This window comes from Streptomyces sp. NPDC050674, from assembly GCF_040654575.1.
Lineage (GTDB): Bacteria > Actinomycetota > Actinomycetes > Streptomycetales > Streptomycetaceae > Streptomyces.
Genome location: NZ_JBFAIG010000006.1, coordinates 260,570 through 275,088 on the forward strand (window position 1 = coordinate 260,570; position 14,519 = coordinate 275,088).

Consider the following 14,519-nt stretch of genomic DNA (forward strand, 5'->3'; position numbering starts at 1 on the left):
CTTCCCGGGCAGACCCGGGAAAGAAGTGGACAGGCGGGCCGTGGTCGGCCGCATGATGGAAAAGCCTCGGCCAAGCAACGAGCATGTGAACAGACGCAGGAGAGGGAGTCACCGTGAGGGTCGGAATCGTCGGAGCCACCGGACAGGTGGGCACGGTCATGCGCAGGATCCTCACGGAGCGGAACTTCCCGGTCACGGAACTGCGCCTGTTCGCCTCGGCCCGTTCCGCGGGCACCCAGCTGGACGGCGTGACGGTGGAGGACGCGGCGACCGCCGACTACACCGGCCTGGACATCGTGCTGTTCTCCGCGGGCGGCGCCACGTCCAAGGCGCTGGCCGAAAAGGTCGCCTCGCAGGGCGCGGTCGTGATCGACAACTCCTCCGCGTGGCGCAAGCACCCCGAGGTGCCCCTGGTCGTCTCCGAGGTCAACCCGCACGCGATCAAGAACCGCCCCAAGGGCATCATCGCGAACCCGAACTGCACGACCATGGCCGCGATGCCGGTCCTGCGTCCGCTGCACGACGAGGCTGGCCTTCAGGCCCTGGTCGTCGCCACGTATCAGGCGGTCTCCGGATCCGGCCTGGCGGGCGTGGCCGAGCTGCACGGCCAGGCGCAGAAGGTCGTCGCCGACGCCGAGAAGCTCACCCACGACGGTGAGGCGGTCGACTTCCCCGAGCCGGGCGTCTACAAGCGCCCCATCGCCTTCAACGTGCTGCCGCTCGCGGGCAGCATCGTCGACGACGGGCTGAACGAAACCGACGAGGAGCAGAAGCTCCGCAACGAGTCCCGCAAGATCCTGGAGATCCCCGAGCTGAAGGTCTCCGGCACCTGCGTGCGCGTCCCGGTCTTCTCCGGCCACTCCCTCCAGGTCAACGCCCGTTTCGCGCGTCCGATCTCCCCGGAGCGCGCCGCGGAGCTCCTCAAGGACGCCCCGGGCGTCGAGCTCTCCGACATCCCGACCCCCCTCCAGGCCGCCGGCAAGGACCCGTCCTTCGTCGGCCGCATCCGCCGCGACGAGACGGTGGACAACGGCCTGGCCTTCTTCGTCTCCAACGACAACCTCCGCAAGGGCGCGGCCCTGAACGCGGTCCAGATCGCGGAGCTGGTGGCGGCGGAGCTGAAGGGCTAGTCCCCGCCCTGCTCGGACCCCCTGCGCACCTCGTAGAGGAAACAGCCGTACTCGACGGCCCGGACGTGGACCAGTGCCACGGCCGGGTCGTCGAACGCTTCCCGGAGGGCCTTGTCGAAGGAGTCCGGTTCCTCGACGAGCCGCCCGCCCAGGATGTGGCCCCGCGCGGAGTAGCGGCGGACCGTGCGGTGGGCGTCGGTGAAGGGCAGGCCGTCCGCGGCCCGGCCCGCGCACGGCTCCGCGTGGATGAAGACGGGGCCCACCTCGTCGTAGGCGCCCGGAGTCGCGTGCGTCTGTGCGGCCCAGCGGCGCAGCGGGGCGTAGGACACCAGGGCGATGCGCTCGCCCGGCTCGCTGCGGCGCAGACAGCAGCGCAGGGGCGCGCCGCCCTCGGTGTCGGTGAAGGGAGCCGCTGGACGGCCCGCGTCGTCCGTCGAGCGCAGCTCCTTCAGGGCGTGCGGGGGGATGGCGCGTGCGGTGTGCGTCGTCGTCATGCTCCTCAGCCTCGCGCGCGCGGCGCCGGGTCACCGGCGGGATCCGGACGCCGCGTTCCCGCCCTCGGTCCGGCCGGCGGTGCCGCCCCACCGCCGGCACCGCCGTGGGCCCCGGCGCGTCCGCCGTCCGGCCGCCGGTGAACACCCCCGGCGCGACGGCCGTGTCGAAGACCCCCGCGAAGAGCGCCGGCGGAGGAGCCGGGACGCCACTGGTCACGGCCGCGTACCACCGGCGCGAGGACGTGGCGTTCGGGCCGGTCGAGGGCGTGCCGGAGTCGGCGCTCGGCCTGGTACGGCACCGGGACGGGGAGTCGGCCGGGGTCCGCGCATTCGCCCGCGCCCTCGCCTCCCGAGGGGTATCCCTAGGAGACGCCCGCGGCGTCGCCCGACGCCGAGCCGCCGTGGAAAGATGGCGCAACCCACCCATAACGAGGAGATGACCGCGTGCCTGGCACAAACCTGACCCGCGAAGAGGCGCAGCAGCGGGCGCAGCTGCTCACCGTTGACTCGTACGAGATCGAGCTCGATCTCTCCGGCGCGCAGGAGGGCGGCACCTACCGGTCCGTGACCACGGTGCGCTTCGACGTGAGCGCCGAGAACGGCGCGGAGTCGTTCATCGACCTGGTGGCGCCGGCCGTGCACGAGGTGACTCTGAACGGGGACTCCCTCGACCCGGCCGAGGTCTTCGCGGATTCCCGGATCGCGCTGCCCGGCCTGCTCCACGGCCGCAACATCCTGCGGGTCGTCGCCGACTGCGCGTACACCAACACCGGTGAGGGCCTGCACCGGTTCGTCGACCCGGTCGACGACCAGGCCTACCTCTACACCCAGTTCGAGGTGCCGGACGCCCGCCGGGTGTTCGCCAGCTTCGAGCAGCCGGATCTGAAGGCGACCTTCCGGTTCACCGTGAAGGCGCCCGAGGGCTGGACGGTCATCTCCAACTCGCCCACGCCGGAACCCCAGGACAACGTCTGGGCCTTCGAGCCGACCCCGCGTATCTCGTCGTACATCACGGCGCTGATCGTCGGCCCGTACCACTCGGTGCACAGCGTGTACGAGAAGGACGGGCAGAGCGTGCCGCTGGGCATCTACTGCCGTCCCTCGCTCGCCGAGTACCTCGACTCGGACGCGATCTTCGAGGTGACCCGGCAGGGCTTCGAGTGGTTCCAGGAGAAGTTCGACTACGCGTACCCGTTCGAGAAGTACGACCAGCTGTTCGTGCCGGAGTTCAACGCGGGCGCGATGGAGAACGCGGGCGCGGTGACCATCCGCGACCAGTACGTGTTCCGCTCGAAGGTGACGGACGCGGCGTACGAGGTGCGCGCGGAGACCATCCTGCACGAGCTGGCCCACATGTGGTTCGGCGACCTCGTGACCATGGAGTGGTGGAACGACCTGTGGCTGAACGAGTCGTTCGCCACGTATACCTCCATCGCCTGCCAGGCGCACGCGCCCGGGTCGCGCTGGCCGCACGCGTGGACCACGTTCGCCAACTCCATGAAGACCTGGGCGTACCGGCAGGACCAGCTGCCGTCCACCCACCCGATCATGGCCGAGATCCGGGACCTGGACGACGTCCTGGTCAACTTCGACGGCATCACGTACGCCAAGGGCGCCAGCGTCCTGAAGCAGCTCGTCGCCTACGTGGGCATGGACGAGTTCTTCCGGGGCGTGCAGGCGTACTTCAAGCGCCACGCCTTCGGCAACACGCGGCTCTCGGACCTGCTGGGCGCGCTGGAGGAGACCTCCGGCCGCGACCTGAAGACCTGGTCGGAGAAGTGGCTCCAGGCGGCCGGCATCAACGTGCTGCGCCCGGAGATCGAGACGGACGCCGACGGGGTCGTCACCTCCTTCGCCATCCGCCAGGAGGCCCCGGCCCTGCCCGCCGGTGCCAAGGGCGAGCCGACGCTGCGCCCGCACCGCATCGCCGTCGGCCTGTACGAGCTCGACGAGGCGAGCGGCAAGCTGGTCCGCCGGGAGCGGATCGAGCTGGACGTGGACGGCGAGCTGACGGCCGTGCCCCAGCTGGTGGGACAGCGCCGCCCGGCCGTGATCCTGCTCAACGACGACGACCTGTCGTACGCGAAGGTCCGCCTGGACGAGCAGTCGCTGGCCTTCGTCACGGAGCACCTCGGCGACTTCGAGTCCTCGCTGCCGCGCGCCCTGTGCTGGGCGTCGGCCTGGGACATGACCCGCGACGCCGAACTCGCGGCCCGCGACTACCTGTCGCTGGTGCTGTCCGGCATCGGCAAGGAGTCGGACATCGGTGTCGTGCAGTCGCTGCACCGCCAGGTGAAGCTGGCGATCGACCTGTACGCCGACCCGGCCGCCCGGGAGACGCTGCTGGCCCGCTGGACCGACGCGACGCTGGCGCACCTGCGGGCGGCGGCCCCGGGCAGCGACCACCAGCTGGCGTGGGCGCGCGCGTTCGCGGCCACGGCCCGCACACCGGAGCAGCTGGACGTGCTGGACGCGCTGCTGGACGGCTCGCAGACCATCGAGGGCCTGGTCGTCGACACGGAGCTGCGCTGGGCGTTCGTCCAACGGCTCGCGGCGGTCGGCCGGTTCGACGAGGCGGAGATCGCGGGCGAGTACGAGCGGGACCGCACCGCCGCCGGTGAGCGGCACGCGGCCACGGCCCGGGCGGCCCGTCCGACCCCGGAGGCCAAGGCGGAGGCGTGGGCGTCGGTCATCGACTCCGACAAGCTGCCGAACGCCGTGCAGGAGGCCGTCATCGGCGGCTTCGTGCAGACCGACCAGCGCGAGGTGCTGGCCCCGTACGCGGACCGGTACTTCGAGGTGGTCAAGGACATCTGGGAGTCCCGCTCCCACGAGATGGCCCAGCAGATCGCCGTCGGCCTCTACCCGACGGTCCAGGTCTCGCGGGAGACCCTGGACAAGACGGACGCGTGGCTGGCGTCCGCCGGTCCGAACGCGGCCCTGCGCCGCCTGGTCTCGGAGTCCCGCGCGGGCGTCGAGCGCGCCCTGCGGGCCCAGCGGGCGGACGCGGCGGCGGCCGGGGAGTAACCCGGCGGCCCTCCTCCGCACAGCAGGGGCGTCCGGTGTGTGCCGGACGCCCCTTCGTCTGTCCTCATCCGCAGCGAACGTGCACCGGACGCCCCTTCGGAGAGGCATCCGAAGCCACGACCGGACAACTGTGGCTCAGGCGGGACACTTCGGCACCACGGTGCAGATGACGTCGCCCCACGGGACCTTGCGGCGCGAGAACTTCACTGACACAAGATGTCAGCGAACCTCTGGACAGTGGTGCCATGATCCTCAGCCACCACTCCCGCCGCGCCGAGCGGCTGCTCGTGCCCGCTGCTTTCGCCACCGCTCTGGGCAACAATGTCCAGCTCATCGTCGGGGCGCTGCTCATGATCAGGGAGCAGCGGACCATGATGGCTGTCGGCTGGCTGTTCATCGCCGTCGCCGGGCCACAGGCGCTGCTGTCGCCGTTCTTCGGCCGGCTCGCCGACCGCTTCGACCGACGAGCCCTGTGGATCGGCTGCGATGTCACCAGCGCGGCGCTGGCCCTCGGGCTACCGCTGTGGCTGGCCTGCGGTGGCGCCCCGGGATCCGGAATCTACAGCGCCAATCTGGCCCTCGCCGTGGTGGGTGCCCTGTTCTTCCCGGCCAGCTCCGCGCTGATCAAGGAACGGGTTCCGGCGGACAGGCTGCGGCGGTTCAACGCCCGCTACGAGATGGCGACCCAGGCAGGGATGCTGCTCTCGGCGACGGTCGGCGGGCTGTGCGTCCAGGCGTTCGGTGCCGTACCGCTGCTGGTGTTCAACGCCGGAACTTTCATGGTCTCGGCGCTCTGCGTCGCTGCGGTGGGGCGTTGCCCGGACCGGGTGCCGACGGCCGCCGTCGCCGGGGAGCAGGCTCCGGCCCGGGCGGCTGCGCGTGGGCCGCTGCGGATGCGCCGCTTCATCCTGCTCTACGCCCAGGGGAGCGTGGTCGTCACGGTCTTCAACGCTCTGCTGCCCACCGCCGTGATCGGTGAACTCCATTTGAGCGCAGGGACGTTCGGCGTCGTGGACGGCCTCGGGTGCCTCGGTTTCCTGGTGGCCGCCGGTGCCTACCGGATCGTCGGCAGACGCAGTACGGACCTTCGCATCTCCGTCGTGGGCTTTCTGCTCTGCGATGTCTGCCTGGTGCTGCAGAGCCAGTTCGGGATCGCCGGATACCTCGTCGGGGTGCCACTGGGTGCGTTCTTCTTCGGACAGGCCCGGATCGCCTCCCGCACCATGCTGATGGCCTCGGCAGACGATGCCTCGGTGGGCAGGGCCTTCGGGCTGGCGAATGGCGGCGGGCTGGCGGCCACGGCCGGGGGGATGTTCCTGGTCGCGATGGTCACCGACCACTGTGACACGCGCTACGGCTTTGCGGTCCTTGCCGCCCTTGCGCTGTCGGCGACCCTGTCCGCCGGACTGCTGCTGAGGTCGCCGGCCCCCGCCCCGTCTGATGTGTCCGCCGGTCGGTACCGGTCGAGCACGGCCGCCGCCGTCTCCGCGATCTTGCGGCGTAGCTCCTCGGGGGCGAGCACCTCGATGTCCGGCCCCAGTGACAGCAGTAGGGGCACCGCCAGGCCGACCGATTCCAGCGGTACCGTCGCTGTCACCCAGCCGTCGCCGTCCGGCGGGCCTGCCGAGGCTTCGACGGCGCGGACGAGTGCCGCGTCCAAGCGGTCCGGCAGTGCGGTGAGCAGTGCCGGAGCGAGCCGAAGGGAGGCCTGAAGCCGCAGTCTGCGGGCGTCGTAGGCGGTGAGGTAGTCCTGCCAGTGGGCGGCCAGGTCGAAGCCCTCGGGGCGCTCGAAGCCGTCCTCCCCGACGGTCAGGCGGAGGATCGACGACACCCGATAGGTCCGCACCGCGCCGTCCACCGCTGCGACGAGGTACCAAACGCCCGCCTTGAGGACCAGGCCGTAGGGGTCGAGTGCGCGCTCGACCTCCTGCGGCTCGGCCCAGCGGCGGTAGCGCACCCGGATTCGCCGCTGGTTCCACACGGCATCGGCGAGCGCTACGAGAGCGGGTGGGGAGTCTTGTTCCCGGTACCAGCCGAGAGCGTCGAGGTGGAAGCGCTCTCGGATCCGGTCGGCTCGGTCCCGCAGGGGGGTCGGGAGCGCCGCAGCCAGTTTCAGCTGTGCCGCCGCGAGCACCTCGCCCAGTCCCAGGTCGTCCGCCGCACCGGGCAGCCCGGCCAGGGACAACGCCTCGGCCTCGTCGGCGTGCAGTCCGGTGAGCCGGGTCCGGTAGCCGCCGAGCAACTGGTAGCCGCCACGGTGCCCGGCGTCCCCGTAGACCGGAATGCCCGCGCTGCTCAGTGAGTCGATGTCCCGGTAGACGGTCCGGGTCGAGACACCCAGCTCCTCCGCGAGCTCGTCGCCGGTCAGCCTGCCCCGGTTCTGCAGCAGGAGAACGAGGGAGAGGAGCCGGGCGGCGCGCATGAACCGATCATTCCAAAGGCCCACCCCTACCGCCGCAGCGCCCCGCCCCGCACGTCCATCGGCCCGGTGTGGACGTTCCTCCCGGTGATGCCGACCGTCCGCGACGGCCGGGTGACGAACTGCCCCGCCACCGTCGCCCCGAACGCCAGCCCCATGCCGACCAGTTGCAGCGGCGTCAGCGCCTGCCCGAGCGCCGCCCAGCCGACGACGGCCGCGGTCAGCGGCGAGAGCGGCCCGAGGAAGGTGACCTGGGTGGCGGTCATGCGGCCGATGCCGCGGAACCACAGCCAGTACGCGACCGCCGTGTTCGCGAGGGCGAGGTAGAGGTAGCCGCCGACCGCCGGGCCGTCCAGCGCCGGCGGGGCGCCCTCGACCAGGAAGGCGAGCGGCGTGATGAGCAGACCGCCCGCGGTCAGCTGCCAGCCGGTCAGCGCCAGCGGTCCGGCGCCCTCGGGACGGCCCCACCGCTTGGTGAGCACGGTGCCGGTCGACATCGACGCCGTGGAGGCGACGGCGGCCAGCAGGCCGAGCAGGTCCAGGGCCCCGGCCGCCCGCAGGACGACGAGGCTGACCCCGAACGCGGCCACGGCCCCGGTCACCAGCGTCCGCGCCGACGGCCGCTGTCCGAGCAGCAGCACCGACAGACCCGCCACGAACAGCGGGCCGGCCGAGCCGACGACCGCCGCCAGACCCCCGGGCAGCCGGTACGCGGCGAGGAACAGCAGCGGGAAGAAGGCGCCGATGTTCAGCGCGCCGAGGACCGCCGCCTTCCACCACCAGGCGCCCCGCGGGAGCACCCGGGCGAGGGCGAGCAGCAGCAGACCGGCGGGCAGGGCGCGCACCAGGGCGGTGAACAGGGGCCGGTCGGGCGGCAGGAACTCGGTCGTGACCGCGTACGTCGTGCCCCAGGAGACGGGCGCGAGGGCGGTGAGGGTGATGAGAGCGGCGCGGGAGGCGGCCATGGCGGACACCCTTCAAGTAGGTCGGTAGAAAGTAGCTTACCGCTAAGCAACTTTCAGTCAAGCTACTTTCTTGCGGGTGACCGAGCGGCGGCCGATACTCGGGGCATGAGCGAACGCCCGCAGCAGCACAAGGACCCCGTCGACGCGATCATCGGCCAGTGGGCGACGGTCCGGCCCGACCTGGACACCGCCGCCATGGAGGTCTTCGGCCGGATCAACCGGCTCTCCCACGCGATCGGCGAGCGGGTGGGGCGGGCGTACGCGGCGTTCGGCATCTCCCGCGGGGAGTTCGACGTCCTGGCGACCCTGCGCCGCTCCGGCGAGCCCTACACGCTCTCGCCCCGACAGCTCTCCGCGACGCTCATGCTCACCACCGGCGGCATGACGGGACGCCTGGACAAGCTGGAGCGCGCGGGGCTGCTGCGCCGCTCCCCCGACCCGCACGACCGGCGCGGGCTGCACGTCACGCTCACCGACGAGGGACTCAGCCTGGTCGACGAGGCGGTCGGGGCGGGACTCTCGGTGCAGACCGAGGCGCTGTCCGCCCTGGGGACACGGCGGGCCGGGCAGCTCGCGGATCTGCTGCGGGACCTGCTGGCGGCGGCCGACAGGCCCTGACACGTCGAGGGCGCCGCCGCGGTGGTCCGCGACGGCGCCCTCGACGAGGAAACGCTGCTCAGGCCTTGACTTCGCTCTTCGCGTCGGCCTTGGTGGTGATGTTGGAGCTCGTCGGGTCCTTCTTCTTGTGCGTCTTGTCGCCGATCATCACCAGTCCGGCGATGACCAGGTAGAGCACGATGGGGGCCACGACAAAGAGGCCCAGCGTCTCGATGACGCTCAGGCCCGGGCCGGGGTCGTCACCGTCGTCGCGGGTGAGCGCGCTCGCGGGGGACGACATGAGCAGCATCATCAGCGTCGTACCGGCTGCCAGGGCGCCGGCGCGCAGGGCGTTCTTCTTGTCCACGGTGTCAAAGTATCCAACGCCGCCCGGGCACGCGCGCCCGGGGTGCCGTAAGAGGCCCTCGCCTCATGCGCCGCCCTCCCTGAGCACGTCCATCAGGGCGTGCAGCCGCGGCGAGGCGGCGAGGTCCTCCAGGGTCACCGGCCGCCCCTGCGCGTCCGCGATCGGCAGGCGCCAGTTCGGGTACTGGTCCCACGTCCCGGGCAGGTTCTGCGGGCGCCGGTCGCCCACGCAGTCCGGGAGCCAGACGCCGACCATGCGGGCCGGGGTGCGCAGCAGGAAGCGGTGGACGGCCTGGATCTCGGCCTCCTCCGAGGAGGTGTCGCCGCCACCGCCCGTGCCGTGCAGCAGGCCGAGCCGGGACAGCAGGGCCAGCCACTCCCCCGTGTCGGCGGCGGCCTCGGCGCGCTCCTCCTCCAGCGGGCGGGTCAGCAGGCCCAGGCCGTCGCGCAGCTCGACGTGCTCGCCGGTGAGGCGGGCGGCCGTGGACGGCAGGTCGTGGGTGGTGGCCGTGGCCAGGCAGTCGGAGCGCCAGCTGTCGGGGGGCAGGGGGCGGCCGTCGCCCTCCCAGTCGCGCTCGAACCACAGCACGGACGTGCCGAGCACCCCGCGCTCGCGCAGCGCCTCCCGCACGCCGGGCTCGACGGTGCCGAGGTCCTCGCCGATGACCGGCGCCCCGGCCCGGGAGGCCTCCAGCACGAGGACGGCGAGCATGGCCTCGGCGTCGTAGCGGACGTAGGTGCCCTCGGTGGGCGGGTGGCCCTGCGGGACCCACCAGAGGCGGAACAGGCCCATGACGTGGTCGATGCGCAGGGCGCCCGCGTAGCGGAACAGGGCGCGCAGCAGCTCGCGGAACGGGGCGTAGCCGGACTCGGCCAGGCGGTCGGGGCGCCAGGGCGGCAGGCCCCAGTCCTGGCCGCGGGCGTTGAAGGCGTCCGGCGGGGCGCCCACCGACATCCCCGCGGCGAAGTACTCCTGCTGTGCCCAGGCGTCGGCGCCGCCGGGGTGGACGCCGACCGCGAGGTCGTGCACGATCCCGACGGCCATCCCGGCCTCGCGCCCGGCGCGCTGCGCGGCGGTCAGCTGGGTGTCGGTGAGCCAGGCGAGCCGGGACCAGAACTCGACCCGGTCCATGAGGCCGTTGCGGGCCCGGACGGTCTCGGCCGAGCGCGGGTCGCGCAGGCCGGTCGGCCAGCGGTGCCAGTCGGAGCCGTGCACCTCGGCCAGCGCGCACCAGGTGGCGTGGTCCTCCAGGGCCTGGCCCTGCTCGGCCAGGAAGTCGCAGTAGGCGGCGCGCCGGCCGGGGCCGAGGGGGACGTCGCAGAGCAGTTCGAGCGCCTCGCGCTTGAGCTCCCAGACGGCGTCCCGGTCGATCAGGGCGCCCTCGTCCAGCACCGCTTCGCGCAGCCGGGCGGATCGCGCCAGCAGGGCGCGCAGGCGGTCGGGGTCCTCGACCCGGGCGGCCTCGGGGACGTCCTCGATGCGCAGGTGCACGGGGTCGGGGAAGCGGCGCGAGGAGGGGCGGTAGGGGGAGGGGTCGGTGGGGGCGCCCGGCACGGCCGCGTGCAGCGGGTTGACCTGGACGAACCCGGCGCCGAGCGAGCGCCCGGCCCAGCCGGCCAGTTCGGCGAGGTCACCGAGGTCGCCCATGCCCCAGGAGCGGCGGGACAGCAGCGAGTAGAGCTGGACGAGCAGCCCGTGGGAGCGTCCGGCGGGGGTGGGCAGACGGGTGGGGGCGACGATCAGGTGGGCGGTGGCGGTACGGCCGTCGGGGGTGGTGGCGGTCAGCCGGTGGACGCCGGGCGGCAGACCGTCGGCCGAGGCGCGCCGCTCGCCCTGTTCGGTGTCGATGCGCAGCCGGGTCCCCTCGGGCAGCGCGGCCAGGGCGGCCGGGGGGCTGCCGCTCCAGCCGACCACGGTCGGCGGCAGCAGCCGTTCGGCGCGTTCCCGCTCGTGGGCCGCGAGCGCGGCGCGGACGGCGCCGGGCGTGCTCGCGTCCACGCCGAGAGCGGCCAGGGTCAGGGTGACCGCGGCACCCGAGGCCGCGACCGTGCGGTCCGGGGACGGACTGTAGGAGGTCGCGACGCCGTGCAGGGCGGCGAGGCGGGACAGGTCCTCGGAAGGAGGGTCGGCCGGCCGGGGTGCGGTCATCTACAACCTCGCGCAGTCCGGGACGAAGGCAGGGGGCTCGCTGGTCAGGGGGGCGGCTTCGGCGAGCGGCGGCTCACTGGTGAGGGGCTCGGCGTCGGGCAGCGGGGGCTCGCTGGTCAGCGGCAGTTCGGTGCAGGTGCTCTCGGAGCTGAAAACGCAGTACTGCGGGTCGTCGTAAGAGGGGTCGTCGAGGTCGGCGGACGGGTCCGCCACGGGTTTGGACGGGGCCGGGAGCGGAAGGAAAGTCATCGCAGCCACGGGGGCCTCCTTGTCGGGAACGGCGTGCAACGGGTCATCGCAGCCCTACCCAGTCGACGCGAAGGCAGACGCCCCGGGCCGGACATCGTGCTCCTGCTCACAATTCGCTCCCCTCCGCACAGTCCAGATTCCGGCATTTTCACCACAACGGCCACTCTCGTTGACACGCTCACCGGACGGGTGGTGGGCTCGTCCTGCCGGTCGAACACATGTGGAGGGGCCCGTGGGACTGCGGCGTGGGAAGCGGGCCGCGGCCCTGGCGGTCGCCGTCGTCGCGGGGAGCCTGGTCGCCCCGCCCGCCGCGATGGCGGTCCCGCCGGCCCCGGGCCCGAGTGCGACGGCGGCTCCGGAGACCGCCGGACCGGATCTCTCCGTCTGGCCGCGCCCGCAGTCGCTGCGCGCCAACGGCGCCCCGGTGCCGGTGCCGGACGACGTGGCCCTGATCACCGGCCCGCAGGCGGATCCGTACGCCGTGGAAGCCCTGCGCGCGCTGCTGCGGAAGGCCGGAGCCCGCCGGATCACGGACACGGCCGGGCCGGGGGCGCTGATCGTCCGGGCCCGCACGGAGCCGGTCCGCCGCGGCGACCGCCACGCCCTGCCCTCCGGTGGCTACGAGCTGTCCGTGGGCCGCGACGGCGTCTCCCTCACCGGCACCGGCGAGGACGGGCTGTTCCACGCCGTGCAGACGCTGCGGCAGTTCGTCCGGCCCGACAGCACCATCGCGGCGGCCGTCGTCCGTGACTGGCCCGGCACCGCCGTGCGCGGCATCACCGAGGGTTTCTACGGCACCGCCTGGACACACCGGCAGCGGCTGGCGCAGCTCGACTTCATGGGGCGTACCAAGCAGAACCGCTATCTGTACGCCCCCGGCGACGACCTCTACCGGCAGGCCCGCTGGCGTGAGCCCTACCCGGCGCGGCAGCGGGCCGGGTTCCGGGAACTGGCCGAACGGGCCCGGAGCCGTCACGTCACGCTCGGCTGGGCGGTGGCCCCGGGCCAGGCGATGTGCTTCGCGTCGGACGCCGACGTGCGGGCGCTGACGCGCAAGCTGGACGCGATGTGGGCGCTGGGCTTCCGGGCGTTCCAGCTCCAGTTCCAGGACGTCAGCTACAGCGAGTGGCACTGCGGGGCGGACGCCGACCGGTTCGGCTCCGGCCCCGAGGCGGCGGCGCGGGCACAGGCCCGGGTGGCGAACGCGGTGGCCCGGCATCTCGCCCGGCGGCACCCCGGCGCCGCGGCGCTGTCCCTGATGCCGACCGAGTACTACGAGGACGGTGCCACCGCCTACCGGCGGGCCCTGGCGAGCGACCTGGCGGCGGGCGTCGAGGTGGCGTGGACGGGCGTCGGGGTGGTGCCCCGCACCATCACGGGCGGCGAACTGGCCGAGGCGCGCGAGGCGTTGCGGCATCCGCTGGTCACCATGGACAACTACCCGGTCAACGACTACGACCCCGGTCGCATCTTCCTCGGACCGTACCGGGGCCGGGAGCCGGCCGTCGCGACCGGCTCGGCCGCCCTGCTCGCCAACGCGATGCAGCAGCCGGAGGCGTCCCGCATCCCGTTGTTCACCGCCGCCGACTACGCCTGGAACCCGCGCTCCTACCGCCCCGGAGAGTCCTGGCGCGCCGCGATCGCCGATCTGGCGGACGGGGACCACGGCCGCGAGCAGGCCCTGGCGGCGCTCGCCGGGAACGACGCGTCGTCGGTGCTCGGCGAGGAGGAGTCGGCGTATCTGCGCCCGCTGGCCGAGGCGTACTGGCGGTCCCGCACGGCCGGTGGCACCGGCGCCGGCGGGGACGCCGCGCGGCGGCTGCGCGAGGCGTTCACCGTGCTGCGCGAGCTGCCCCGGCGGCTGGCCGGCACCGGAGTCGGCTCCGAGGTCGCCCCCTGGGCACAGCAGTTGGCCTCCTACGGCGAGGCGGGTACGACCGCGCTCGCCATGCTGGACGCGCAGCGCGCCGGGGACACGGCGGCTGCCTGGACGGCGTACCGCAGGCTCGGCACCCTGCGGGACCGGCTGGAGTCGGCGCCGGTCGAGGTCGGGACTCAGGTGCTGGACCCCTTCCTGCAACGGGCGCAGAAGTCGTACGCGGCCTGGTCGGGCATCCAGCACGAGCCGCCCCGCAACCCCGGCGACGGCCGCACGCTGCGCCTCGCGGGACCCCGGACGCTGACCGCCGTGACGGCCCTGACCGAGCCGGGCACCGAGGGCGGCATCGAGGTGCACGTGCCGGGGCGCGGCTGGCGGGACGTGGGCCGGCTCGACCGGTCCGGGGCGAGCGAGGTGCGGCTCTCGGCGCACGCCGACGCGCTGCGCGTCACCGGCCCCGCGCCCTCCCGCGTCCACCACCTCATCCCCTGGTTCACCGACTCCCCCGCCACCTCCCTCGGCCTGCCCCGCGACCGCGCGGACGTCGAGACCGGCCGCACGGAGCGGCTGACGGCCCGGCTGAGCTCGCTGCGCCCCGCGGACGCCCGCGGCAGGCTCACCGCCGAGGCGCCCGAGGGCGTCCGGGTCCGGGTGCCGCGGGCGGAGCTGACCGTGCGGCGCGGCACCACGGTGGAGGTCCCGGTCGAGGTGACCGTGGAGCGCGGCACCCCGATGCGGTCGTACGAGGTCCGGCTGGGGTTCGCGGGAGCGGGCCGCACGCTCACCGTCCGCGCCGTCCCGCCCACCGGCGGGCCCGACCTGGCCCGCACCGGCGCCGCCCGTTCCTCGGGCGACGAGACGCCCGGCTTCCCCGCGTCGGCGGCGAACGACGGCGACCCGGGCACCCGCTGGTCCTCCCCCGTCGACGACGGCGCCTGGTGGCAGGTCGAGCTCGCCCGCCCGGCGCGGCTGGGCCGGGTCACGCTGCACTGGCAGGACGCCCACCCCTCGGCGTACCGCGTCCAGGTCTCCCCGGACGGCCGCCGCTGGCGCACCGCGGCCGCCGTCCGCGACAGCCGGGGCGGACGGGAGGACGTCCGCGTGGACGAGCGGGACGTGCGTTTCGTACGGGTGCAGGGCGACAGGCGGGCGACCCCGTACGGGTATTCGCTGTGGTCGGTGGAGGCGTACGCGGTCACGGACTGAGGCCTGCGAGGGCTCGGCGGCGAACCGGTTCCACCTCA

10 protein-coding genes and 1 pseudogene are annotated in these 14,519 nt (G+C 73.5%); 5 read left to right on the plus strand and 6 right to left on the minus strand.

What is annotated here, in order from left to right:
* Positions 1–113 precede the first annotated feature (113 nt).
* Complete coding sequence (locus tag AB0I06_RS13200; RefSeq protein ID WP_363118845.1) at positions 114–1,130, plus strand: aspartate-semialdehyde dehydrogenase; 1,017 nt, start codon at positions 114–116, stop codon at positions 1,128–1,130.
* Here the strand turns inward: AB0I06_RS13200 and AB0I06_RS13205 are convergent.
* Positions 1,127–1,624: a DUF1203 domain-containing protein gene (locus AB0I06_RS13205; protein WP_363118846.1), complete on the minus strand. Its 498-nt coding sequence runs from the start codon at positions 1,622–1,624 to the stop codon at positions 1,127–1,129. The genes AB0I06_RS13200 and AB0I06_RS13205 overlap by 4 nt on opposite strands.
* 444 nt (positions 1,625–2,068) lie before the next feature.
* Here AB0I06_RS13205 and pepN point away from each other — a divergent pair, with 444 nt between their 5' ends.
* Together pepN and AB0I06_RS13215 are read left to right on the plus strand one after the other, a co-directional pair.
* The gene (gene pepN / locus AB0I06_RS13210; protein WP_363118847.1) at positions 2,069–4,651 is read left to right on the plus strand and encodes an aminopeptidase N; all 2,583 of its coding nucleotides are present in this window, start codon (positions 2,069–2,071) and stop codon (positions 4,649–4,651) included.
* A 245-nt stretch (positions 4,652–4,896) separates the two neighbouring features.
* Positions 4,897–5,694 (plus strand): annotated as a pseudogene (locus AB0I06_RS13215) (MFS transporter); the annotation flags it as partial.
* A 308-nt stretch (positions 5,695–6,002) separates the two neighbouring features.
* Here AB0I06_RS13215 and AB0I06_RS13220 read toward each other — a convergent pair.
* Together AB0I06_RS13220 and AB0I06_RS13225 are read right to left on the minus strand one after the other, a co-directional pair.
* The gene (locus tag AB0I06_RS13220; RefSeq protein WP_363118848.1) at positions 6,003–7,073 is read right to left on the minus strand and encodes a WYL domain-containing protein; all 1,071 of its coding nucleotides are present in this window, start codon (positions 7,071–7,073) and stop codon (positions 6,003–6,005) included.
* A 26-nt stretch (positions 7,074–7,099) separates the two neighbouring features.
* Positions 7,100–8,035: an EamA family transporter gene (locus tag AB0I06_RS13225; protein ID WP_363118849.1), complete on the minus strand. Its 936-nt coding sequence runs from the start codon at positions 8,033–8,035 to the stop codon at positions 7,100–7,102.
* Between the two features lie 105 nt (positions 8,036–8,140).
* Here AB0I06_RS13225 and AB0I06_RS13230 point away from each other — a divergent pair, with 105 nt between their 5' ends.
* On the plus strand, positions 8,141–8,653 hold the full coding sequence (locus AB0I06_RS13230) for a MarR family transcriptional regulator (protein ID WP_363118850.1): 513 nt from the start codon (positions 8,141–8,143) through the stop codon (positions 8,651–8,653).
* Between the two features lie 58 nt (positions 8,654–8,711).
* On the opposite strand, the gene AB0I06_RS13235 is transcribed toward AB0I06_RS13230, so the two are convergent.
* From AB0I06_RS13235 to AB0I06_RS13245, 3 genes are all read right to left on the minus strand, one after another.
* Complete coding sequence (locus AB0I06_RS13235; protein WP_363118851.1) at positions 8,712–8,999, minus strand: hypothetical protein; 288 nt, start codon at positions 8,997–8,999, stop codon at positions 8,712–8,714.
* Between the two features lie 63 nt (positions 9,000–9,062).
* Entirely contained in the window at positions 9,063–11,147 is a 2,085-nt protein-coding gene (malQ, locus tag AB0I06_RS13240) for a 4-alpha-glucanotransferase (RefSeq protein WP_363118852.1), read from the minus strand.
* Positions 11,148–11,405 (minus strand): hypothetical protein, encoded by a 258-nt coding sequence (locus tag AB0I06_RS13245; protein ID WP_363118853.1) that lies wholly within the window; start codon positions 11,403–11,405, stop codon positions 11,148–11,150.
* Between the two features lie 223 nt (positions 11,406–11,628).
* Between AB0I06_RS13245 and AB0I06_RS13250 the strand changes: the two genes are divergently transcribed.
* The gene (locus AB0I06_RS13250; protein WP_363118854.1) at positions 11,629–14,481 is read left to right on the plus strand and encodes a beta-N-acetylglucosaminidase domain-containing protein; all 2,853 of its coding nucleotides are present in this window, start codon (positions 11,629–11,631) and stop codon (positions 14,479–14,481) included.
* Positions 14,482–14,519: the final 38 nt, after the last annotated feature.

What these genes read in the sequence shown, in the direction of transcription:
- AB0I06_RS13205 (WP_363118846.1), bottom strand. Translation starts at nt 1,624, where the DNA reads ATGACGACGACGCACACCGCACGCGCCATCCCCCCGCACGCCCTGAAG.
- AB0I06_RS13220 (WP_363118848.1), bottom strand. Translation starts at nt 7,073, where the DNA reads ATGCGCGCCGCCCGGCTCCTCTCCCTCGTTCTCCTGCTGCAGAACCGG.
- AB0I06_RS13225 (WP_363118849.1), bottom strand. Translation starts at nt 8,035, where the DNA reads ATGGCCGCCTCCCGCGCCGCTCTCATCACCCTCACCGCCCTCGCGCCC.
- AB0I06_RS13230 (WP_363118850.1), top strand. Translation starts at nt 8,141, where the DNA reads ATGAGCGAACGCCCGCAGCAGCACAAGGACCCCGTCGACGCGATCATC.
- malQ (WP_363118852.1), bottom strand. Translation starts at nt 11,147, where the DNA reads ATGACCGCACCCCGGCCGGCCGACCCTCCTTCCGAGGACCTGTCCCGC.